27 protein-coding genes are annotated in these 23,463 nt (G+C 31.6%); 14 read left to right on the forward strand and 13 right to left on the reverse strand.

From position 1 onward, the window contains the following. Position 1 precedes the first annotated feature (1 nt). The 5 genes from K5782_RS04430 to K5782_RS04450 all read right to left on the reverse strand — a co-directional run bounded on the left by K5782_RS04430 (position 2) and on the right by K5782_RS04450 (position 3,843). A complete protein-coding gene (locus K5782_RS04430) occupies positions 2-1,219 on the reverse strand; it encodes an NAD(P)/FAD-dependent oxidoreductase (RefSeq protein ID WP_297464628.1) in 1,218 nt (405 codons plus the stop codon). 56 nt (positions 1,220-1,275) lie between these two features. Next, on the reverse strand, positions 1,276-1,485 hold the full coding sequence (locus K5782_RS04435) for a hypothetical protein (RefSeq protein ID WP_179366041.1): 210 nt from the start codon (positions 1,483-1,485) through the stop codon (positions 1,276-1,278). A gap of 241 nt (positions 1,486-1,726) precedes the next feature. After that, positions 1,727-2,488 carry an SDR family oxidoreductase gene (locus tag K5782_RS04440; RefSeq protein WP_297464297.1) on the reverse strand — a complete coding sequence of 254 codons (762 nt, stop codon included), beginning with the start codon at positions 2,486-2,488 and terminating at the stop codon, positions 1,727-1,729. Between the two features lie 67 nt (positions 2,489-2,555). Continuing rightward, the gene (locus tag K5782_RS04445) at positions 2,556-3,473 is read right to left on the reverse strand and encodes an NAD(P)-dependent oxidoreductase (RefSeq protein WP_297464299.1); all 918 of its coding nucleotides are present in this window, start codon (positions 3,471-3,473) and stop codon (positions 2,556-2,558) included. Then, the gene (locus tag K5782_RS04450) at positions 3,457-3,843 is read right to left on the reverse strand and encodes a hypothetical protein (protein WP_297464301.1); all 387 of its coding nucleotides are present in this window, start codon (positions 3,841-3,843) and stop codon (positions 3,457-3,459) included. The genes K5782_RS04445 and K5782_RS04450 overlap by 17 nt, the downstream gene beginning before the upstream one ends. Before the next feature lie 84 nt (positions 3,844-3,927). Between K5782_RS04450 and K5782_RS04455 the strand changes: the two genes are divergently transcribed. From K5782_RS04455 to K5782_RS04465, 3 genes are all read left to right on the forward strand, one after another. After that, the gene (locus tag K5782_RS04455) at positions 3,928-4,293 is read left to right on the forward strand and encodes a C2H2-type zinc finger protein (protein WP_297464303.1); all 366 of its coding nucleotides are present in this window, start codon (positions 3,928-3,930) and stop codon (positions 4,291-4,293) included. 372 nt (positions 4,294-4,665) lie between these two features. Then, positions 4,666-5,328, forward strand: a complete 663-nt coding sequence (locus K5782_RS04460; RefSeq protein WP_297464305.1) for a DsbA family protein — start codon at positions 4,666-4,668, stop codon at positions 5,326-5,328. 1 nt (position 5,329) lies between these two features. Continuing rightward, positions 5,330-5,806 carry a hypothetical protein gene (locus tag K5782_RS04465; protein WP_297464307.1) on the forward strand — a complete coding sequence of 159 codons (477 nt, stop codon included), beginning with the start codon at positions 5,330-5,332 and terminating at the stop codon, positions 5,804-5,806. Between the two features lie 724 nt (positions 5,807-6,530). Here K5782_RS04465 and K5782_RS04470 read toward each other — a convergent pair. Beyond that, positions 6,531-7,427, reverse strand: coding sequence for a cobalamin-binding protein (locus K5782_RS04470; RefSeq protein WP_297464309.1), 897 nt, complete (start codon positions 7,425-7,427; stop codon positions 6,531-6,533). Positions 7,428-7,553: 126 nt separating this feature from the next. Between K5782_RS04470 and K5782_RS04475 the strand changes: the two genes are divergently transcribed. The 3 genes from K5782_RS04475 (at position 7,554) to artG (ending at position 9,945) form a co-directional block, all read left to right on the forward strand. After that, complete coding sequence (locus tag K5782_RS04475) at positions 7,554-8,711, forward strand: Nre family DNA repair protein (RefSeq protein WP_297464311.1); 1,158 nt, start codon at positions 7,554-7,556, stop codon at positions 8,709-8,711. A 95-nt stretch (positions 8,712-8,806) separates the two neighbouring features. Further along, positions 8,807-8,956: a hypothetical protein gene (locus tag K5782_RS04480; protein WP_297464313.1), complete on the forward strand. Its 150-nt coding sequence runs from the start codon at positions 8,807-8,809 to the stop codon at positions 8,954-8,956. A gap of 44 nt (positions 8,957-9,000) precedes the next feature. After that, positions 9,001-9,945 carry a thaumarchaeosortase gene (gene artG / locus K5782_RS04485; RefSeq protein ID WP_297464314.1) on the forward strand — a complete coding sequence of 315 codons (945 nt, stop codon included), beginning with the start codon at positions 9,001-9,003 and terminating at the stop codon, positions 9,943-9,945. Here artG and dinB read toward each other — a convergent pair. After that, positions 9,932-11,026, reverse strand: coding sequence for a DNA polymerase IV (dinB, locus tag K5782_RS04490; protein WP_297464316.1), 1,095 nt, complete (start codon positions 11,024-11,026; stop codon positions 9,932-9,934). The two genes, artG and dinB, sit on opposite strands and share 14 nt — an antisense overlap. Positions 11,027-11,092: 66 nt before the next feature. Between dinB and K5782_RS04495 the strand changes: the two genes are divergently transcribed. From K5782_RS04495 to K5782_RS04505, 3 genes are all read left to right on the forward strand, one after another. Then, positions 11,093-11,344 carry a hypothetical protein gene (locus tag K5782_RS04495; protein WP_297464318.1) on the forward strand — a complete coding sequence of 84 codons (252 nt, stop codon included), beginning with the start codon at positions 11,093-11,095 and terminating at the stop codon, positions 11,342-11,344. 355 nt (positions 11,345-11,699) lie between these two features. Beyond that, positions 11,700-11,957, forward strand: a complete 258-nt coding sequence (locus tag K5782_RS09720) for a DNA-binding protein (protein WP_338038918.1) — start codon at positions 11,700-11,702, stop codon at positions 11,955-11,957. Then, on the forward strand, positions 11,938-12,180 hold the full coding sequence (locus K5782_RS04505; RefSeq protein ID WP_297464322.1) for a hypothetical protein: 243 nt from the start codon (positions 11,938-11,940) through the stop codon (positions 12,178-12,180). The genes K5782_RS09720 and K5782_RS04505 overlap by 20 nt, the downstream gene beginning before the upstream one ends. Here K5782_RS04505 and K5782_RS04510 read toward each other — a convergent pair. The 5 genes from K5782_RS04510 to hsp20 form a co-directional block, all read right to left on the reverse strand. Continuing rightward, positions 12,177-12,794: a LysE family transporter gene (locus K5782_RS04510; protein ID WP_297464324.1), complete on the reverse strand. Its 618-nt coding sequence runs from the start codon at positions 12,792-12,794 to the stop codon at positions 12,177-12,179. The two genes, K5782_RS04505 and K5782_RS04510, sit on opposite strands and share 4 nt — an antisense overlap. Before the next feature lie 58 nt (positions 12,795-12,852). Next, positions 12,853-13,566: a PAC2 family protein gene (locus K5782_RS04515; RefSeq protein ID WP_297464326.1), complete on the reverse strand. Its 714-nt coding sequence runs from the start codon at positions 13,564-13,566 to the stop codon at positions 12,853-12,855. Between the two features lie 33 nt (positions 13,567-13,599). Beyond that, positions 13,600-14,550: a deoxyhypusine synthase gene (locus K5782_RS04520; protein ID WP_297464328.1), complete on the reverse strand. Its 951-nt coding sequence runs from the start codon at positions 14,548-14,550 to the stop codon at positions 13,600-13,602. A gap of 413 nt (positions 14,551-14,963) precedes the next feature. Beyond that, positions 14,964-15,167 (reverse strand): hypothetical protein, encoded by a 204-nt coding sequence (locus K5782_RS04525; RefSeq protein ID WP_297464330.1) that lies wholly within the window; start codon positions 15,165-15,167, stop codon positions 14,964-14,966. 120 nt (positions 15,168-15,287) lie between these two features. Continuing rightward, positions 15,288-15,785, reverse strand: coding sequence for an archaeal heat shock protein Hsp20 (hsp20, locus tag K5782_RS04530; RefSeq protein ID WP_297464332.1), 498 nt, complete (start codon positions 15,783-15,785; stop codon positions 15,288-15,290). 122 nt (positions 15,786-15,907) lie between these two features. Here hsp20 and K5782_RS04535 point away from each other — a divergent pair, with 122 nt between their 5' ends. From K5782_RS04535 to K5782_RS04555, 5 genes are all read left to right on the forward strand, one after another. Further along, the gene (locus tag K5782_RS04535; protein ID WP_297464333.1) at positions 15,908-16,114 is read left to right on the forward strand and encodes a hypothetical protein; all 207 of its coding nucleotides are present in this window, start codon (positions 15,908-15,910) and stop codon (positions 16,112-16,114) included. A 51-nt stretch (positions 16,115-16,165) separates the two neighbouring features. Further along, complete coding sequence (locus K5782_RS04540) at positions 16,166-16,546, forward strand: VOC family protein (RefSeq protein ID WP_297464335.1); 381 nt, start codon at positions 16,166-16,168, stop codon at positions 16,544-16,546. A 34-nt stretch (positions 16,547-16,580) separates the two neighbouring features. Then, entirely contained in the window at positions 16,581-17,468 is an 888-nt protein-coding gene (locus tag K5782_RS04545; RefSeq protein WP_297464337.1) for an NAD(P)-dependent oxidoreductase, read from the forward strand. 64 nt (positions 17,469-17,532) lie between these two features. Then, a complete protein-coding gene (locus K5782_RS04550; RefSeq protein WP_297464339.1) occupies positions 17,533-18,627 on the forward strand; it encodes an inositol-3-phosphate synthase in 1,095 nt (364 codons plus the stop codon). A gap of 297 nt (positions 18,628-18,924) precedes the next feature. Beyond that, positions 18,925-22,449: a chromosome segregation SMC family protein gene (locus K5782_RS04555; protein WP_297464341.1), complete on the forward strand. Its 3,525-nt coding sequence runs from the start codon at positions 18,925-18,927 to the stop codon at positions 22,447-22,449. Here K5782_RS04555 and K5782_RS04560 read toward each other — a convergent pair. After that, positions 22,446-23,411: an ABC transporter ATP-binding protein gene (locus tag K5782_RS04560; RefSeq protein ID WP_297464343.1), complete on the reverse strand. Its 966-nt coding sequence runs from the start codon at positions 23,409-23,411 to the stop codon at positions 22,446-22,448. The two genes, K5782_RS04555 and K5782_RS04560, sit on opposite strands and share 4 nt — an antisense overlap. Positions 23,412-23,463 lie beyond the last annotated feature (52 nt).

Here is a 23,463-nt window from a genome sequence, read left to right on the forward strand (position 1 = left end):
TTCACTTGTTTTTACTTTTTACTAAATTGAATAACTGTCTAACTGCTAACTTTGGGTGATGAGTTGCCAATTTTATCATGTTTGTCAATCCAAACTCTGCTTTGATAAAGTCTAAAAATTCTTCAGGTCTTAATTCTTTAATTATGTCTAATTCTTTATCCCATTCTTCATCTGTTAACCCAATCCATCTGTCTTGCACTTTTCCAGCTGACTTGATTTTTCCTTGAATCTCTTTTTTCCAAGTTTCTTCATAAGGATACAATGCGCTTTCATCAGTAATTCCTGATTTTATTGCTGTAGCTGCTACTTTTCCTGCAACTCGTCCGTATTTTATAGCGTATCTAATCCCTTCTAATACTAATGGGTTAGCTTGACCTGCAGAATCTCCTACTAGAATCAAATTATTATAAACTGTTTTTCTTGACAGTCCGTCATTTGGAATTAATCCATAATGAAATTCAATTGGTGTGATCTTTCCTAATTTTTTAATTGGGCCTATTTTTGAATCCATCAACTCTTTTAATCTCTCAGTTGGGTCTACTGATGACTCTGGTTTACCTATGCCTACTCCTATTCTTACAATATTTCTTCCAACAGGAAAAATCCATGCATATCCTGATGGGGAATATTTCTGACCTACCATGAGCCACCATGTCTCAGAATCTACATTTTCTGCACTTACTTCGTACTCTGCTCCTACTCCAAATCTTTCCCACTGAGTAACAAAACCCATATCTTTTGAAATAGTTGAAGAAAATCCGGTTGCATCAATTATTATTTTTGCATAAAATATAATCTCTCCCTCTTTGGTTGTTCCACTTACACCAATGATATCTCCTTCTTTGTTTTTTATTGCATTTTTGATACTAGTCTTAAGAAAAATATTCACTCCTTCATTTTTTGCTTGCTCAGCTAACCATCGATATGTTTTTCTTACATCTAAAACTGCTGCGTGTGAAACAGTATCTGAAATAGTGACTTCGTTGTTTGGTGAACAGAATGAGTAATTTTTAATTGGATTATAGCAATCATCTGGGATCCCAAATTCTTTTATGTTTTGTATCCAAGTTACTCCGCTTGTTCTAACTGAATGTGCAATTGTCTCTTCTTTTTCTATTAGTGCTACCTTTATTCCATTTTTTGATGCTTCAAAAGCTGCAGATGAACCAGCGGGTCCGCCTCCAACTATAACTAAATCATAGTAATACTCTGAAGCCAACTTCAATTGTTAGTTGAACCTAGGATATAATTTTGAGGTCTTGACTTTTTTGATTATTATTTCTTTAAAATTGGATTACCTACTCCGTCATTTTCTCTTTCGGGATCAAACGTACTCATATGTCCAGGATCTCTATGCATAAAGCTCTGGGTTTCTCCTTGCTTTTTTCTACAGAATTTTCCGTGAATTGTTTCTTCTATTTTTAACGTATCTTCATTTTCATGAAATAAACGCTTTCCACAATCAGGACATATTAATTCCGGCATGAAAGTTCTTTATATCAAATCTATTTAGATGTTTCAGAAATATTGAATTTTATTTTATTGTCATGTTTTTAAACCGAAACTTTAGATTCCTATTTTACTTATGTAATGTGTGCTAGAATCGGATGTGATTTCTTTTGTAATTTGGTCTGCTGTAACGGCAATAATTATGGGGGTAACCGGCTTTGTATACAAATCTTATATTTTGAGAAGAAAAAATCGTTTATTCTGATCTAAATAACAACTATCCTTCTGAAGCCGTTTTTCCACCATCTACATTGAGGATGGTTCCGGTAATCCAATTGGCTTCATCTGATGCTAAGAATAATGCAGCATTTGCTACATCTACAGGTTCCCCTATTCTTGCTAATGGTAGTCTTTCTTCTAAAACTTTTCTTGCTTGAGGTTGATCTAGATAGGGCTTTATCATTCCAGAGTTAATTATTCCTGGATTTACACAATTACATCTGATATTTTTTCTTGCGTATTCTACTGCAATTGATTTTGTGAACATTGTTATTGCAGCTTTAGTTGCTGAATATGCTGCTAGGTGAACCCTTGGTATTGCTCGTTCACTTGAGATTGATCCAATGTTTACAATTACTCCTTTTTTAGTATCTGACATTTTATTTAACACAGCTTTTGTAATATGAAAAATTCCAAATAAATTAATGTCAATTAATTTTCTGATTTCTGAATCTTGCATTTCATGAAAGTGAACTGGATCATTGATGGCACCTGCATTATTCACCAAAATATCTATTTTTCCATAGGTGTCCATAATTTGATTAATCGTTTGCATCACTTGTGACTCGTTAGTTAGATCACATGACATTGATGCTGTGGACTTTTCATGTCCTATCTCTTTTCTTGCTTTTTCTAAGCCTTCTAGATTTCTTGCAATGAGAACTACTTTAGCTCCTTCTTCAGCAAATCTTTTAGCAATTCCTTTTCCAATATCGCTTGAAGCCCCAGTTACAATTGCAACTTTATCTGCAAGTCTCATATTGAGATTTTATTGTTGTAGCTTATAGAATTTTTGGTAAATCTTAGTCGTAATTCTTAATTATTATCTATCGATCATTTATTTTTCTAATATGTGCTAAGATTCCTGTATAATCTATATCTCCAAATCCTTGCGTTAATGCGTTTTGGTATACCTGTTCAGCTTTTTTAATCATTGGAAGATTGATCCCAAGTGATTTGCTGGTTTTTGTAATTGTGCTTATGTCTTTTTTCAAATTAGCAAGAGTGAAAGTGGGATTAAACTCATTTTGTATCATTTTGTATGCTTTTTTCTCACTCATTCCTGTTTTAAAATACGTTGAATTTAAAATGTCTAGAAATACTTTTGGATTTGCCTTTGAACTTCTTACTAATGTAATCCCCTCTGAAAGTGCAAGAGCAAGCATTGTAATTTGTAGATTCATTGCAAGTTTTACTAGATGGGCTGTTCCAGAATCTCCTAAATAAAATATCTTGTTTGCAATTTTCTCAAAAACTTTTTTGAACTTGTTAAATGTTCTTTTATCTCCTGACACCATTAACACCAGTTCTCCAATAATTGCCACGTTGGGTCCACCCATAACTGGTGTGTCTAATTTTATTATTTTATGTTCTAGAAACTTCTTTGTAATTTCTTTTGATTCTATTGGACTTATTGTGCTCATATCTGCCACTACTAATCCATTATGATTTCCAAACCTGATTCCGTTTTTTCCAAATGCAATTCTTTTCACTGCATTTGCGTCTTTTATGATTATTATCACTAAATCTGAATTTTCAGCTACTATCTTTGGTGATTCAGCAATTTTAGCGCCATGTTTTTTTAATTCATTAGTTTTTTCTTTAGTGCGATTGTAAACTGTCACATTGAAACCTGATTTAAGTAAATTTAATCCTACTGCATTTCCAAGAATTCCTGTACCTATAATTCCAATTTTTATATTTCCATTTTTTTTATTAGGTATTTTTTTAATGTCTTTCTTCATTTTTTACCTCCCATTCTCCTTTTCCAAATCTTGATGCTTCAAATTCTATCTGTCCTATTGTTTTTTCATCCTTTCTAATTTTTGCATAATCAAATTTTTTCATTCGGAATATTCTTTCTTTTGGTTTATACCCTCCTTCAATCACTTTAATCTTGAATCTTTTACTAGCTTTATTGATCATTTTTCTTGCAATCTGCACATCGCCAATCCATGAAAACATTTCAAAATCTCCAAAGTTTTTTGTGGATACTATGTACCCATATAGCCTTGCCTCTAATTTAGAACCATTTGCTTTAGCTTGTTCATTTAACCATTTGACTACTTCTTCACCATGTCCTTTCTCTATTCCAAATGTTTCTGAATCTCCCATCTGTGAAAAATGATTATCTCAAACTATTATAATCATTATCACCAATTTGTTAAACTAAAATATTGTTCTTTAGGTATGTTTAGTATGCTTACTGTTGACTGTAGAGATGTTGAATCTATAAAATCTGAATTGGTGGTCTATGTCTCTGATCAAGTTGCGGCAATCCCTACTCTGAAAAATCACGCCTTTATGCTATCTTCATTAGATGATGAAATTATCGATAAAGATATTGTAATAACATCAATCAAAGAGTTTTTGGGGTCAATTGGTGAAGGGAATAACTTTGCTGTAATTTCTAATAATGATATTATCTCGATCAAGTCAATCTATGGGAAAACAATTGAACGTGATTCACTTCCTAATTCAGACATGTTTTCATGTACTCATTGCGGTTTTCTTACTAGGTATGAAGTAGAATTACAAAATCATATGAAATTGCATTATCTATGATCTATTATTTCAATGATGAGTCATTATTTTAAAAAAATCCTATTTTATTCGAAATATACTCTCAAAATAATCGTAAATGAGATTTTCATTTTGCGATTTTTAACAAGATCTTTATAAGATCTGATTATAAAACGTATATGTGGCAGATTTTTCTTCTAAAAATAATATTGCAAAAGTTTACTGTGTAAAATGCGATGTGATCTTTAATTCTAGAAAAACCTTTGAAAAACATTTAGTGAGACACTCGTCACCTGTTCAATGTGAAATCTGCCCCATTGATATTGCAATTTCAAAATTTGTAAACATATTCAAGAAAAAATTCTCACATAATCTAGAATAAGTTTTTTAAACAAATTTTTAATACATATTATTGTGGCTAGAACAGGAATTTTGTTTGGTATTGTAGTATCTATAATTGCTGTTGGTGTGATTCTAATCTATTCTACGTCTTCAGTTGAAACTGCAAATACCGATGTACGACTACATGGTACTATCTCTACTACTACTGGCTCACCTATTATTGGATCCCCGTCTGCACCAATCACTATTGTTGAATTTGGTGACTATCAATGTCATCAATGTTATAATTGGTTTCATAATACGAAACCCTTTATTTTTCAAAATTATGTTGATACTGGTAAAGTTAATCTGGTTTTTGTTGATCTTGCTTTTTTGGGTAGGGATTCTCCAAAAGCAGCTCAAGCATCATACTGTGCGGAGGACCAAGGAAAATATTGGGAATATCATAACCAACTATACATTTCTCAAGAATCCAAAATAGATAATGGCTGGGCAAATTCTGAACGCTTAAAATCATTTGCATTTAGTTTAGGTCTTGATCCAAAATTGTTTGATAGTTGTCTTGATTCAGGAAAATATGCCAAAAGGGTTCAATCCAATATCGCCGAGGCAAAAAAGTTCGGTGTGAGTGGAACTCCAACATTTTTCATCATTGGTCCTAACGGACAACAAGAAAAGCTAGTTGGTGCACAACCTTATTCTGTTTTTACACAAGTGTTGGATTCAATGATTTAGCATGACTCATGCACTAAAATTTGTTTTTTCAAACTATGCATATCTTGTTTTAGCATCTGTGCTTTTCATTACAATGCTTTTTGGATTGTTGTTTCTTTCAGAGTATATTTTTTTGGAGCCTTATCTCATTGGGCATATTGCACCTGGAATGGAATTGGGATTTACTTTGATTGTCATACTTACTACATTATCTGCAGTGGTAATTCCTATGAATATTTACAGAATCAATATTTTGAAAAAATCTAAAAGAAAAATCACTGGCAGTGTTTTTGGTTCATTTATTGGTTCTGCTGCCGGTGTCTGTAGCTGTGGTCCAATCGGATTTGCAGTCTTCTCAACATTTGGTTCTATAGGTGCAACTGGGTTTGCATTTATTACAAATTATGAACTTCCAATAAGGATTGTTGCAATAGTATTGTTAGTAATTACTTATTTCACTACTGTAAAATCACTAAAAATTGAGTGTAAGATCATTTAAAATTCTAAAATTATATCTTAATATTTTTCATTATGAATTCATTCGTTAATATGGATGTGCAAAAAATCTAATACATGTTAAATGTCAAAGTTGGATTGAGTTTCTTTATTCCATTTGCAATACTGACAGTAATGATTGCTGTGGATACTTATCATTCTATTCAGTAGTACTTGAAATATTTTTTTAAAATTTATTTATAGGAAAATCGGCTCTAATGACTTTTAACTAAATAATGAAGTTATCATATCATAAATTGTACCAAATATTGAACTTAGTACATTTGTCATTTCTTATATTTGTAAAATTTTGATTTAAGCTTGAAGCTTAGAATAATTTACTAAATTTTGTCCTGTTCATCTACTGTGTCATGTACTATCTAATATTGCATTTACCTCTTTTTTGTGCTCAATACAATATGGCGGACTTTTTTTGCATTCTGGGCAGTTTAGATATTTTCTAAAATCAATCATGAACTTGCTTTGATTCTGACTTAAAAGATCTTACGTATGAATTATCAGTGTTTGCAAATACTCGATCAATCTTTCAAATTGGTTTATTATGATTATTTCTTTGTTTAAAAGATACACCAGAAGGACAAATTTTTAAAACCTTGAACTCTATTTTGTAGAAAAATCTAGGAACTTTGTGTCTATAATATATGTCCCAATTAGACCTGGTAGAAGAAATTCTGAATATGATGAATTAGATGACACTGATGAGTAATCTATTTTATCTGTAAAAATGAATTCTCAGGCACATTTAGGTTCAAAAAAGTATTTGGTTGAATAATTTTCGCTAATATTTCTAGTCCTATTATTGTTCTAATGCTTGGTTTACTGAAATATGAGTTTGCATCTACTGCAAACACTTTTCCGTTTCTAATTGCTTTTAAAGAATTCCATGATTTATTATTCTTCAATGTTTTGTTATATTCTGATATTGTACGATATGTGTCAAAACCACATGGCATCATGATGATAATATCTGGATCTGATTTTGTGATCTCATCAATGCCTATCTTCCTTGACCGTTCTCCGTCTTTGCTTATCATATTTTCTCCACCAGCATTATTGATCATTCCTGGTATCCAATGACCCGATGTAAAAAATGGGTCAATCCATTCTAGTGCAAGAACTTTTTGTTTTATTGTTGGTATGTTTTTTTTAATATGTTCTATTCTACTTGTGAGTGATTCTGTGATTTTCATTGCAATATTTTCTTTTTTTATTACTCTGCCAATTTCATTTACTGATTTAACAATTTCATCTAAATTATGTGGATCCATAGAATGAATCATTGGTTTGTTTTGTAAAATTTGAATTGCCTTGTTGACTTGATTATTATGTGCAGCACATGCCTCACATGTTTCTTGAGTTATTATTAGATCTGGATTTGCTTCTATCATGTTTTTTTCATTTAATACAAAAATCTCTTTTCCTTCACTCAGTAACTGACATGTTTTTGTATCTATTTCATTACTTGATAGTTCTTCTGAATTTATTATCGAACTAATTACTTGCAATTTTGTTTTTGCGTTTTCTGGATATTTGCATTCATGTGTGACCCCAAATAGAATATCATCTGCCTCAAGCTCATATAGTAACTCCGTGGCGCTAGGCAAAAAAGAGACTATTCTCTTTACTGACATACTTTATGTCATAATTTGTTCTTTAAACATTATACGTTAAGCCCTAGTCAAATATGATGATTAGGCAACTTAATAGGCATATTTTAGGCATAGTTTTCATTGTCTTCTAACTCTCAGGATATTCGAAGAGCAATTTTAGCAAAATGGCATGAGAATTTATCAAAATATGGAAATTTATTTTCTTCAGATTCTATTAGTGGAACCAGCCCTCCATCTGTGTTTGTAGGATCATATAATTATCCAAAGGTTTTCGTTGGACCCATGGTTCCACCAATACATGGTAACACAAGCATCCTTGACAGTCCTGAAAAATGGAAAGGTAAATCACTTGAAGAGATTGTTAATTTTAGATTAAATTTAATTCGTGGAATACAAAAAATTTCAATAGATCAAACAGAAGGTCGTTATATAGAAAACTTGCAAGAAATTACAATGTCTTCTAAACCTACTGATTCTGATTTACAATTTACTAAAGCTACATCTGTAAGTGTCTCACTTGATGGTGAGAGCGCTCCATTTGGGCCTGTAGGTGAAATCAAATCTGCAAAATTTTATGACACAAGTGCAACAAAGCCTATAGAAAAAATCTATTATGATAAAGATCTTAATGCGCAAGATGCTGTCCTAAATTTATATAATTCTGGCATTGACATTTCTAAAATCCAAAAATGTTTTAGTATTGGCATGCTAGGACAAAAAAGAAAACTTGTCCCTACTAAATGGAGCATCACTGCAACCGATGATATCATATCTAAATCTCTTGTCAAAGAAATTTTGGATTATCCGTTAATTGATTCGTATAGAATTTTTACTTATGGCCATCTTGGAAATTTGTTTTCTGTAATTTTATTTCCCCATAGGTGGATCTATGAAATGATTGAGGCATGGTATTCAAATGGTATTTTGGGATTTGGTTATGATTTTGAGGATGCACGAGGAGTCGATCACCCTCCTGCAATAGATGGCGCATATTTTGCAGCTAAATTAGGCGTATTAGAATATCTTATGAAAAATAAAATTCAGGCCGGGGTTATAATACTGCGTGAAATTAGACCTGAATATGCCATTCCAGTAGGTGTATGGCAGGTAAGAGAAGGAGTTCGTTCTGCAATGAGTCATTCTCCTATATTTGGTGATTCTTTTGATGACGCACTTGCATTGGCTTCAAATAAAACTAGTATTAGTAAACTTGAATGGATCTCAAAAGGAAATATTATGAAATTAATTCGTCAAAAAACAATTGCGGATTTTTTCTAATTACTTTCTACTAAAAACCACGCCTAAATTTTCTAATTTTGGTCTTTTTGGAACATTACATCCTATTTCTAAAGTATGTTTTTATCCAAAAAATTATGATGGATACTCTAAGATGTGTTAAATGTAGTAAACCCATACCAAAAACTGCTAATTATGCAATAACTGTGTTTTTAGTCAAGGGTAAGTTATCTGATCCATTTTATGAGCACCTTTGTTGTCCTGAGAAATTATTTATTCCATGTTAATATAATCTTGATCTATTTATTGACCATTTTTTAATTCAATTTTAGTGCAAAATAAGAACTTGTTAATTGGAATTGCTATTATTGCTAGTCCAATTGTTTTTGCCATTATTGCATTTCCTGATAGCTTTAGTCTCAGTTGGAATCAAGGTCGAGGTGGATTTATTTTTGCACTAGTATTTGTTGTTGCAGAATTAATTGGTCTAAAAATTATTATTTCTAAAAAAAGATTACTATCTGTAATCCCAATAGCTGGTGTTGTAATAGCATATCTTGTAGGATTAGAATATGGACTAAGAGATTTTATTTTATCTGGTGAAGAATTATTTAATGTCCAATTAATTTATTCTTGGACATGGATGTGGGATTTTATCATCATGAGCATTTTTGTTGTAGTTGCACTGAGTATATTTTTTGGTAAACGTTGGATTCGAATCGCTCCTGCAGGTCCAATATTTCTTGCTGGCAGTGCAATAATCCTTTCATTGGATGCATTTTTTCCATATGACTCACTTGGTCCGCTACAATACGTTGTACCTTATTTGGTTCAAACCAATGTTTGGCTGATAAATGTCCTTGATTTAGGAACTGCTACTGCTCGAGATAACATCATGTTCTTAAAAGGTGATTTTGGACCGATGGTACTTCAAGTGTTTTGGCCATCCGCTGGCGTACATAGTGTAATTATCTATTCGTTGGTAATGGGAGCATTTTTGCTAAAAATGAATATTCATAGAAATAGGAAATTGATTTACTTTGGAATAGGAATTGCAGGTACTATAGGTGTAAACATGATTAGGATTTTTTCTCTATCATGGTATGCGCTCAAAGTTACTACTGATGCTAAACAATGGGAGGAATTCCATTCAGTTGCAGGTGAGATCATGTTTTTGCCTTGGCTGTTTGTATTTTTATTGATAGTAATTATTATAGAAACAAGAAGACTAAAAAAATCAGAATCTGAAGGAAAAATTAATCCTAAAAATAATTAGTAATGCTACTTTGACCTCGTATTTCTGCAAGTTCTGAAACTTTTACCCCTAATCGTCTGATTGTACTTTTTTGCTCCTCTAAAGATTCTTTTAGTAGCAACAATGCATTTTTCTGTAATTCTTCCAAACTAGAAGTGTGATTTTTTAACATTCTAGATTTTGTCTTATTTGTTAAATCTGATTGAATAAATTGTATTCCTACTGATTTGAATGTTTTATTATTTTTTTTAATTATTCCGTGTAACTCTTTGCATAACTCAATAATATTTGCTGCAAGAAATTCATAATCAATTGAATCTTTTTTTAGTGTAGAAAGTTTACTGTATTGTATGCTCGCCTCTCTTTCTTTTACTGGGTCAATGTCAATTCCTCTAACTGCATTGAATATGTAGGTTCCATGTTTTCTCCCAAATTCTTTATTCAAAGTAAACACATCTAATTTTTTAACATCCTTGATTGTTTCAAAATTCATTTCAGTAAATCTCGCCTCTGTTTTTTTCCCAATTCCTGGAATCACTCTGATCTTTAACTGTTCTAAAAATTCTTCAATTTTTTCTGGTGATACAATTGTTAATCCGTCGGGTTTTCTAAAATCTGATGCAATTTTGGAAATTAATTTGTTTGAGGAAACTCCTATTGAACAACTAAGTTTTAATTTTTCTCTAACTGCGTTTTTGATCTGTTGTGCTAAATGACTAGCTGTGTCAAAATTTCCATCTACTCTATCTGTGACATCTAAATATGCTTCGTCTTTTCCTACATATTCAAAAATGTCTGCACTTTTCTTAATAATGTCCATAGCCTTTTGAGACATCTCTTCATAATAATCAAAATCGACTGGAAGAAACATTGCATCTTTTCTTTCTTCTAATCTTTTTTTTGCAAAAATAATTGGTATTCCTGATCTTACCCCAAATTTTCTAGCTATGTAATTTGCAGTTGCAATTGCTCCACTATCCCCTCCTCTATCTGAAAAAACACAAACACATACTGGTTTTGATTTTAAATCTGGCGTTCTTACCTCCTCACACTGTGCAAAGAAATAATCAAAATCTATATGGAAAATTATTCTAGACTCCAATATGTTCCTCCTATGATTATCTTTCTATTGTGTATCATCTAAATATTGAACATTTTTAACAATATTATGACTTATCCTATTTCATCTGATGAAAATGGTATTAACATAAAGCCAGAATTGATGGAAAAAGAAAAACTATATCATTTTGTGTTCAAAGATAAAGTTCTATTGCTGTTCAAAGATTCCCAAGATTTCCTAAATTGTTATGAGATTGAAGAAGAAGAATTAGTAAATCAAGTAAAGAATAGCGAAACTGATGAGGAAGTTGAAAAAATCTTTGAAAAATACATCCAACGTGATGACCCAAAAATTAAATAAAAGACAATGAAGATTTTGTTATTAAAGGAACAATAAATTGAGTGAATCAAAAAAATCTAAAGACGCGGAAGACATTTTGTCTGAATTTCATGACACTCATGTATCCTCTGAACCAGAACCAGCATTATCTTCACCAGAACCAGAACCAGCATTATCTTCACCAGAACCAGAACCAGCATTATCTTCACCAGAACCAGAACCAGCATTATCTTCACCAGAACCAGAACCAGCATTATCTTCACCAGAACCAGCATTATCTTCACCAGAACCAGCATTATCTTCACCAGAACCAGCATTATCTTCTCAAAATGCTTCATCCACTGAAAGTAAACATGATCCTGAAGAACGAGATGTAATTTTTGTTGGCAATAAACCCATAATGACATACGTCTCAGCTACTTTAACACAACTTTCAACAAGACATACAGTTACCATTAAAGCTAGAGGCAAAAAAATTACACAGGCAGTTGATGTATCTCAAATGATTGTTAAAAGAATGAATACTGTGGGATATGTTATTAGTGATGTACGAATATTATCTGATTCACTTCTTTCTCAAGATGGTAAATTACGTAATGTTTCTACAATTGAAATTGACATTACAAAAAATTAAAACTATTAGAACATTATTCTTAATATCTGCAGGCATTTCTGCTGTTATCTTGTTATTGGGATTTATCTTATCTTCTTGTGGGATACAACATATTATAATTATTAATGATTTAAAATTGTATGAATCTTCTTTTGATCCTGAATTTTGTGATGGTTTAGTTGAAAGAATTAATTTATTTAATGTTGAATGTGAACCTAAAGTTGAAATTGTAGATTGTGGTTAAATAATATCTGATATGAATGATATTCCAAAATAAATTAACATAGAACTCAAGACAATCATTAAAATTTTATAATTTCTGCTAGAAAGAATTTTAACACTTTTAGATGCAAAATATGCTATTGAATACAACCATGCAAAATCCATCCAAATATGTAACGCAAAAACAATTAGTATTCCTGCAAATGCCCATATTAGCATTGCATCTGAAATTAATTTAAAACCAATACTTAACCACCAAATAATAAAAAATGGGTTTAATGCACTAAGAATAATTCCTGAAAATATCGCTCCGTGTTTTGGACTGAATTGTTTTGTATCTTTTCTTTGTAATGTTGTTTTAATCTGTAATCCTGCAAAAACAAAAAGTACCATAGCTCCTAAAATGGAAATTACAGTTCTAAATTCTGGAAAAATTTCTAATGAAAATACTCCAATTCCTAACAAAATTACTAATGGTAGTTCTACTATTGTATGTCCTATTGCCATTTGTATCCCTGCTTTTCCTCCACCACGCAAGCCTTGTGCTATATTCGCTGCAAATAACGGTCCTGGAGCCATTACCCCTGATGCCGAAATCAAAATAACAGTTAATGCAAATTCTGGTATTTGGTTCAATGATTTTCTATTGTTGTTGATTACGTTATAAAATAAACCTGACAGTGTTGTACTTTTATTATCTGTAAATTGAATCTTTTATGTTTCGTGTTTCTTCATCTGTTTCTTTAATTGCTATCTCTGCTTTTTCTGCCTCTTTTTGTAATAATGGAATATCGCATGAAGTTCCAGGAATTAATTTTGCTATTCCCATACATAATTCTGCACTTGATCTAAAATCAGGACCAGTTCCATCTGTTTGAAAAAGAACCACAATTACATCTTGATTTGTAATGCTGCCCTCATTAAGTAACACCCCAGGAATTCCTGGAATTGTTCCATGCTGAAGAATTTTTAATCCTGATTTTTTTAATTTTTCTCTTGCAGATTCTGTATTGCCTACAGCAACCATTCCTCCTAATCCTCCAAGAGATTTTACTGCAACACTACTTACCACTAGTTCTATTTTTTGTTTTTTTGCCCACTTGAGCATTGTTCTTGCAATCGATCTATGTAATGATTCATGAATGGTGAGATAAGATAAGAAAATTGAAACTTTGAGATCATCATTGATAAAAATTCTTGTTGGATAGTTTGGTTTTCCTTCTTTAACAACGCTAATAGTTGGAAAATTATCTGAATCAATAATTCCTGCTACGCTAAACTGTGATGTCTGAATCATTGATTCGGTTGCAATTGCACTAGCAAATCCCATGGAAGGAAATCCATCTATTAGGTATCCTCCTTCTACATTGATTGGTCTTAATTCTTTAATTCTAATTTTAGAGTACAATGTATTATGTTAAGATTTGGTGAATAATAGTTTTTATCCGATTATTTTTTTTAATTTTGCACTTAATGCAGCATAAATAAAAGGCAAAATGGTTGTAACTTCTGCATGAAGTGTAGACTGTCTTGCCTGTTGTGTGACCTTTCCCCATGAAATAGCTTCTCTTACAAGTGCACCGCTTAAACTACCATCAAATTCTTGTGCAGTTGTAATATAAAATGCATAATCTAAACCCTCTCTGTACTGATTCCACCATAATGTATGGTGTTTTGAAATTCCTCCCCCAATCATCAAAGCTCCTGATTTTTTTGCTTTGAATATTAATCCTGATAATAGTTCTGAATCTGCCGTAATGTTTAATTTAAAATCATTATGTTTTTGTGTGAATAACCATATTTGACTACCTACTGCTCCGTCCATAATCCCAGGTACTACCACATCAATATTATTTTTGTAAGCCCAATACAGAAATGAATTTTCTCCTAAATGTTTTCCAATCATCTTGCATATTTCTGCTGTCGACATTTCTTTTACTCCTTTTTTGTATTCTTCGTCTAAAAATGACTGCATCTTTTCTTCAATGAGTGGACCATAGCTTTCCATTGGTACTAAAATATTTCCAAGTCTGTGAATGTGTTGATCTGCCAATTCCCCATCATCCATAGTGAATGACCCCTCTTTGTAATTTGAAAAATGTCTAGCAATGTCATGATCCAAAGCTCCACAAGTTGTAATTGCAACGTCAAACCACTTGTTTTTTATCATGTCTTTGATGATCCCTCTTAATCCTGTAGATATTACAGCTCCTACAAAGGACACAAACTTTAGGCATTCTTTATCCGAAATCATAGTTGTTAAGATGTCAAGACCATCTGAAAGATTAACTGATTCAAATCCACCTGATTTAGATATCTCGTCAAAGATTTTTTCTATCGACGTGTTTGAATCTATTTGAATGTCTTTTACAGGACGACCGGGCTCTATCATAATGTGATTTTTTTTGAGCTGTATAAAATTCCTGCCTTAATCTGTCTATTTTTACTAGGAGAAATTCCAAGTTTATCTTTATAATGCCTTAAACGAGAAACAGATTCACATGATATCAGGCTGAGCCTGACAAGAGATCGTCCTGCTTCTCACCAATATAGTGTGTTTTTACCTAAAAAGGAACGCGTATCATTTGTTAGTTGATAATGCCTGAATGTTATTGCTTTTTGAATTTATCAAGTATTTTACCCTCAATTCATAATATGTCTATTTTTGAATTCTTTATCGTTAACATTCTAAATCCTTAACATGAATTTTTAATTGATTTAATTTAAAATATGTATTCTATCATCCATCTGATTTTTGATTTTAAAATTATGAATCATGTAATTAAAAAATATATGAATTAGAGATTATGCAGTTGTGATTGGAAAAATCTGTACCGGCGGCTCTATCATCGACATCATCTCAAATCCTGATGAACATCTACTGTGAATTCTCTCTAGTGTTGCATAACTGCATTCAGAACAAATTTGTTGAATCGGTTCCTTGCATGTGAAACACTTGTTTTGTACTTGAAGATTCATTCCACAATTTCTACATAATTCATCTGGCATTTTTATCACCTTGTTTTGAAAATTGGATGAGTGGAAAAAACTTTCCCATCCATAATTTCATATGATGTGACAATGTTTGAATGGTTGATGGAATACTTTGAATAATCATTTCCAATCTCCCTATTCTACTGATACTCTCTTGCCTTTTGGTTTTTCTTCGGCAAGGGCCAAGGTCAGCTCCAGTATTCCATTGGTGTATTGTGCCTTAGCTGAATTTTCATCTACTTTGTACTTCAATGGAATTTTTGTACTGTATTTTCTGTCTCCATGTTTGGCAGAAATCTCTACTACTCCTTCTACTATGTTTACATTGATGTCTGATTTTTCAATTCCTGGCATCTCTGTAATCATCTTTAGAGTACGGCTTTTTTCGTCAACGGATTCGTCCACATATGGTTCTCTGACATCTAACTCAGTCAGTGAACCCTTAGGCTTTACATTTCCCCATTCTTTTACATGAGGTTTTCCGTTAGGTCCTATGGTCATCTCATAGCCATAGTAATACGGGCCAAATGTTTGAATTTTTGAATCATTTGGAAATTCAAAGATGTCATCCGTGGCAAAAAAAGGATCAGACAATCTTCGAAATGCTCTCTCGAATTGGTTATCAAACCACATTTTATTCACCGAATGTATGTAATATACATTACATTATATAAATATTTTGCAAATTATATGGATATATGACTGATTGTCATTTTTATGACAATGTTAAAATATGATTCTTCTGAGTGATACTTATGCTAAATTCCATTCTTGCATATGAAGAAATTCAATCAAAACCGAGAACTGAAAGACAGGTGACATATTTTTGTAGATTGTGTAGAGAGTATGGAATAAAAACACGAAAAGCACATTTACAAAATTATCATAATGCCAATCGCGATACAGTAACAAAGAGAAGCAATCAGGATCTAGTTGATGTTATTTTTATAGAATCTAAATAATGATTTTAATGTTTAATTATATTTTATTAGCAACCTCGATTAGTATTTCCTATGTCTAAACCATTGAAATCTAGTTTTATTGATCATATCAATATGGAAGTAAAAGATTTAGAACAAAGTGTAACATTTTACAAAAATCTTTTTGGATTTGAAATTAAAAAAGAGCAACCTGAAGAGAAATCAAAAATTATTGGTAATGCTAATATCAAACTCTGTCTGTATGAGAATCCTGAGATGAAACCTGAAGGTGCAATTACTCATTTTGGTTTTCATGTTGAAAATTTTGATGAAATAATAATGACATGTAAATCTTTAGGTGTTACAATTCATTATGATGGTCCTGTTCAATTTGAAAAGTCACGTTCTATATACATAAGTGATCCAAATGGATATGATATTGAGCTAAGCGAAGTTTTTGGAGATGGATTATAATGAATACCATTTCAAAAATAATGAGACAAACACAATGAATATACAAGATACTCGTATACTGATTACTGGTGGAACAGGATTTATTGGTTCTAGACTTGCAAAAAAACTACATGATTCTGGTGCAGATATAACAATTCTTGCTAGAAGAAAGCAAGAAAACTTACCTTTTAAAATAATTCTGGATGATCTAACAAATCCTAATTTACACTTTGAACAAAAATTTGATGTTGTGTATCATTTGGCATCTGTGACACCTCTCGAAAAAAATAAAAAAATAATTCGTTCTGTAAATTACGATGGTGTAAAAAATCTTTTTTCTGCTGTATCTGGCGCTAAATTGTTTATTTATATTTCAGGTTTAGCTGTATTTGATCCAAAACACGACAAAATTATAGAAACAACTCCTAAAAAATTTGATACTGAATTCATTAAAACGCGAATCAAAGCGCAAGAATTCCTAGAAGAAAACTGTAAGAAATCAGGAATAAATTTTTCTGTGGCATATCTGGGGGATATCGTATATGGTGACGGTGGATTTTTCAAATCAATGATACTTGATAGAATGCAAAAAGGTACATTCAGAATCCCTGGAAATGGTAAATACATCAAAAATTTCATTCATGTTGAAGATGTTGTTGGCGCATTAATTGAAATTATTCAAAAGGGAGAAACTGGTTCCTATATTTTGACTGATTCTAAACCTATGCCGTTTGTAGAATTTCTAAATTATATCTCTGATAATCTTGGAGTCAAAAAATCAAAAACGGTTCCAACTGCTTTGGCAAAATTAGTATTAGGTTCAGATGCAATTAAACTGTTAACCCGTTCAGTCAGTGCGTCAAATCATAAAATCTCCCAAATCTATGATTTCAAGTTCCCAACTTACAAAGAAGGTCTAAGTAACGTACTTCCTAAATTATGACTCTACATGTATATTTTTTATGAATTAGAAAACTTAAAACCTGCATCCTGTCTTTGATTTTTGAATGGGAAATAGAATCAGAGTAGGATTAGTAGGTATAGGTAATTGTTTTGCAGGCTTAATACAAGGAATTGAATACTATAGACAAAACCCTTCTCAAGAGGTAACAGGTATAATTCATGATAAACTAGCTGGATATGGAATTCATGATATTGATTTTGTATGTGGTTTTGATGTGGGCGATAACAAAGTTGGAACTCCTCTAAATGAAGCAATTTACGCATACCCCAACATGGTTGATTGGATTCCAAAAGAGAAAATGCCAAAAACAAATGCCAAAGTCTATGAAAGTCCACTGTTAGATGGAGTAGGAATTTGGGTTGAAAACCGAATCAAACCTCTTGAATCTAAAAAAACCCATGAACAAATCACTGAAGAAGTAAAAAAAATTATCAAAGAAAATAATGTTGAAATTATTGTGTCTTACTTGCCTGTAGGCTCTGATAAAGTGACAGAATTTTGGGCTCAAATCTGTCTTGACACAAACACTGCTTTTGTAAACTGCATACCTTCCTTTATTGCATCTGATGAAAAATGGGCAAAAAAATTCAAAGAAAAAAATATTCCAGTAATTGGTGATGACATTAAGGGTCAAGTCGGAGCTACAATCGTTCACAGAACACTTGCAAAACTCTGCAGTGATCGTGGAACTAAAATTGAAAAAACTTACCAAATTAACGTAGGTGGAAACACTGATTTCCTAAACATGAAAGAACAAGACCGTTTAGCCTCAAAGAGAATATCTAAAACAGAAAGTGTTCAAAGTCAACTCAAGGAGAGATTAGCGGATGATCAAATTTATGTTGGCCCATCTGATTTTATTCCATTTTTAGGCAATACTAAACTAATGTTTATGCGAATTGAAGGTAGACAATGGGCTAACATTCCGTACAATATGGAAGTTCGTTTAGAAGTAGATGATAAGGCAAATTCTGCTGGTATTGTAATTGATGCTATTAGATTAGCAAAGATTGCACTAGATAGGGGTGTAGGAGGCCCAATTATTCCTGCAAGCGCATATTTAATGAAACATCCTCTTGAACAAATGCCAGATGTTCAAGCGAAAAAAGACTGTGAAAAGTTTGTTGAAGGAAAATAACCCTTAAAATTATTAGATTCTGAATTTATTTCTATTATCTTTTTAAAAGAATCCCTTTGATTTCTTATTTTGGCTCAACACTTTATACGTAAAAATATGATCTAATTCTATTTTTATATAAAATTTAGGCTCGATTTTTAGTATTTCTAATCGTTGAAAATCTATGCTAAATGATATTCTAATTTCATAATAACCACCGTTACGAAAAAAATGATAGTAAACCAAGAAAAATTAATCAATTATGTCAACTAAACTTGTTAACCATCGATTATCCAACCAATTGAGAAAATAATTTCATTGGTTCATATTAAAAAAGTAGAGATCTTTGGTTTCAAATCATTTGGGTTCAAAAATACTACAGTTATGTTTGAACCAGGATTAGTTTCGATCTCTGGTCCAAACGGTTCTGGAAAAAGTAACATTCTTGATGCAATAATTTTTGCACTTGGTGAAAACAAACCAAAAATGATGAGAGTGGACAAACTTCGATCTCTTATTCATGATATTGAAGGTAATAGACATGGACCAAAGATGGCCCGATCTAGTGTTCATTTTGATAATTCCGACAGAAAAATTCCTGTAGATTCTGATTCAGTAGAAATTACTAGAGAGATGGATGATAAGGGTGAAAATAATTATTATCTAAATAAAAAACCAATCAATCGAAGTCAGATATTAGATTTATTGGATGTTGCAAATGCTGGGTTGGGTCAGCTTAATGCAGTGCAACAAGGAACTGTTACTAGGATTTCTGAATTTACATCTGAAGAAAAACGAAAAACAATTGAAGATTTAATTGGTCTGTCTTACTTTGATGAGAAAAAAACTGAAGCCATCAAACAACTTGATGATGCTGATAGACGATTAGAGATTGCACTAGCAAAGATGGGTGAAATTAAAAAAAGAATTGATGATCTTGAAGAAGAAAGAAATCAAAAACTACGCCATGATATTCTTGAAAGAGAACTAAATCGTTACAAAGCTATTGCCGCCTCAAATAAACTACGCCTAATAATAAGTCAAAAGACCTCCAAAGAAGACACATTTAACAAAATTAATACGGAAATTAAGACATTTGATGAAGAGAGAATTCAGATTAGAAATGAAATTAATGCTTTAGATGCTGAAAAATCAAAATTAATGACTGCTGCAAATGATTACAGTCAGGCTAAGGCTGCTATTGATTCTGAACTAAGTGCTGCAATGGAACAATACGAAATCGATAACAGTGCAATTGTTGCATCAAACCAACGACTAAAACAAATTGAAATAAGAATTCCTGAAATTCAAAATGAAATTGAAGCAATTAATCAAACTGGACAAGAAATCCAATCAAATATTTTACAATGTCAAGAATCAATCAATGAAATTAACATAAAAAAGAATAAAATCAATGATGACTTAGAAGTTATTGATTCTGAAAGAAATAAAATACTAACAGAACAATCTATTGCAGCATCTAAAAAATCTGAAATAGATAATAAGATAAAATTGCTCTCTGATCAACTTAATGATACAAAACTTAAACTATCGAAAGTTGAAAATGAAAAAGATGAATCCCAAATTAAAATTAAATCCAATTCTACACGATTATCTGAATTGGAACAAGATGTTGTAAAACTTTCTACCTTAAAATTAAGATTAGAAACTATCATTGCTAATCATAATGCTTCTATCTCTGAATTACAATCAAGAATAGCAAGATTAAATTCCAAAAAATCAAAAACTGTAAATGATATTGAAGAACTTGATTTAATTTTAGAAAAATCTAGTAAGGCTGCTGCTCAATATGAATCAAAAATTAAAACTGTAAAAGGAATAATGCATGAAGATTACACTGTTGCTAAATTGAAAGAAGATGCAGATAAGCTTGGAATTCAAGGTTTAGTTTATGAAATGATTTCTTGGGATAAACAATATGAGCGTGCAGTACTTGCTGTAAGCTCTGATTGGATTAAGGCAATCGTTGTACCTGACTTTGCAACTCTACTTGGAATTGCAGAAGTCGCACGTTCAAAAAATCTACCAAAATTAAAAATAATACCGCTTGACGCAATTCCAAAATTCAAATTAGATTTACCAAAAGATCCTGGTGTAATTGGTGTGCTTTCCGACTATGTGAAATGTGATCAATCACACTCATCTCTCAAAACATTTCTTTTTGGAAATGTGGTTCTAGTTGATTCTAGGGATTCTGCGTATAGAATCTCTAAACTTGGTCATAAGGCTGTGACTATAACTGGTGAGTATTTTGAGGCTAAAGGTGGGGCAGTCATTATTGATATTAATTCAAAAATTTCTAAATTAACCAAAATCATCTCGATGAGTACTGATATTGATGGCTTGCTAGAATCTATCAACCTTCTTAAAAAATATGTTTTAAAGAAAAAAAACTCCTTGAAGAAACTTGAAGATTCTATTCAGAGTTATACTAAGAGATTATCCCTTTCAGAACAGGGTCTTGCATCTACAGATGAAAATTATTCTCATTTGAAATCAAGAATTTCATCTGCAATTAATATGAAGCAGCAATTAACTGAAAGAATTTCTGAATTAAACAAACGACATGCTACTTTGCTTGTAGATGTATCTTCCAATGAATCTCATATAGAATCACTTAACTCAAGAATTACAATTGTTGAAGAAAACTATGCAAGTGGAGAGCAAACACGTATTGCAAATGAACTATCTAAAATTAATGAAAAGAAATCTAATCTTGAAAAACTTTACACAACTATAATGAATGAATATCGTGATAAAGATTCACAGTTGACAACATTACTAAATGAAGAGAATAGAAAACAATCTCTAATAAAAAGTCTTAATGATGAAATATCTTCGTTAAATTCACAACATGAAGAATTAGAAAATAAAATTAAAGAATTAGAAATAAGAAAGGAATCTAAGACAAGCATGCTTGTAACACTTAGAGAAAAAGAACAAGAACTAATTTCTACTTCTGGTTCTTCTATTGGTCAGCTTAAAGAATATGATGATAAATTAAAAATTCTTTCAGAAAAAGACAAAGAGCTTACTAAGGAAATTAACTCACTTGAAAGACAATCTGATTCTCTTACTCGTGATTTACATGAGTTAAATGAAAATGAAACAAAACTTAATGCAATTTTGTCATCATTTGGATTTGATAAAAACATAGAGATATTTGATGTTGAACCTATAGTTCATGGATTAACTACTGAGTTTAACTCTCTTAATGCTCTTAATGCAAAAGCTCCTGAGACTTATCTTGAAGTATCTTATGGTTATCGTTCTATGTCTGTACGTAAAAATTCATTGGAAGAAGAACGAAATTCTATTGTTAAATTTATTGAAGATATTGAAAAAGATAAACGTCAAACCTTCTTGGATGCATTTGACAAAGTTGACAAAGAAATACGTCTTATCTTCAGTAAAATGACTGGTGGTAACGCTTGGCTTGAATTACAAAATGAAGATGATATTTTCAATTCTGGTATATCTTACATGATTCAATTTCCAAATAAACCAAAAAGAGAATCAACATCAATTAGTGGTGGTGAAAAAACTCTTGCGGCAATTGTCTTTGTATTGGCACTTCAAAAATTAAAGCCATCTCCATTTTATCTATTTGATGAGGTGGATGCACATCTTGATGCACCAAACTCAGAACGACTTGCTAAAATTTTAGAAGAACGTTCACAAGAGAGCCAATTCATTATGGTATCTCTAAAAGACTCTGTTGTACAAAAAGCCAAACTAATCTACGGTGTTTATCCAAAAAATGGTGTATCCTATGTTGTTACATACAAAGACAAACGTATGCCTTCAGTTAAAACATCTTAATCTAGACTAACATAACAAGCAACAAAGTGATCTTTTTCTATATTTTCCAAAATTGGTTCGATTTTACATTTCTCGAGGGCATATGGACATCTTGCTCTAAATCTACATCCTGAATAAACATCAATGTCGAGAGGATCATTGATTCTAATTATTTTTTCTTTATTGAGATTTTCTGGGTTTGGTTCGGAAATTGCATCAATTAGAGCTTGCGTGTATGGATGCTTTGGTTTTAACAATATTTCATCAATTGCCCCTATCTCTACAATTTTTCCAAGATACAGAATTCCTATTCTTTGGCCAAAATGTCTAGCAGTAGCTAAATCATGTGTAATGTAAACAAATGAAATTTGATATTTCTTTTGTAGTTCGTGCATTAATTCAAGCATTTCAGCTCTAATTGATACATCTAACATTGAAACAGGCTCATCTGCGATGATTATTTTTGGTCTTAACGCTAAGGCTCTTGCAAGTACTACTCTTTGCCTTTGACCTCCTGATAACATATGTGGATATTTTTTCAGAATATCTTCAGTCGACTCTAGTTTCACTTCATGTAATGCCTCAATGACTCTTTTTTTCCTGCCTTCTTTATTCCCAATCTTGTGTATCTCCAAGGGTTCTGAAACAATATCTTCAATATTCATTCGTGGATTGATTGAATCATACGGATCTTGATGTATCATTTGACAGTTCATTCTAATTTTCTCTAAACTTTTTTTATCATCTTTGATTTCTTCATTTTCAAAAATTATTTTTCCAGAGTCTGCTTGAATGGATTTAAGAATTAATTTTGCAATTGTAGATTTACCAGATCCTGACTCTCCAGCTAATACAAATACTTCTCCTTTACTTAGACTAAATGATATATCATCAACTGCTTTTATTGTAACTGTTTTTGTTCTAAAGATACTTTTTTTAATAAAACTCTTCTTCAAATTTTCTATTCTTAGAATTTCATCCAATGTATAGAATTGGATAAAGAGGTATATCAAGAAATATCATTCATGCCTGATG

The sequence above is a fragment of the Nitrosarchaeum sp. genome (genome assembly GCF_025699065.1).
In the GTDB taxonomy this organism is placed as follows: Archaea; Thermoproteota; Nitrososphaeria; order Nitrososphaerales; family Nitrosopumilaceae; genus Nitrosarchaeum.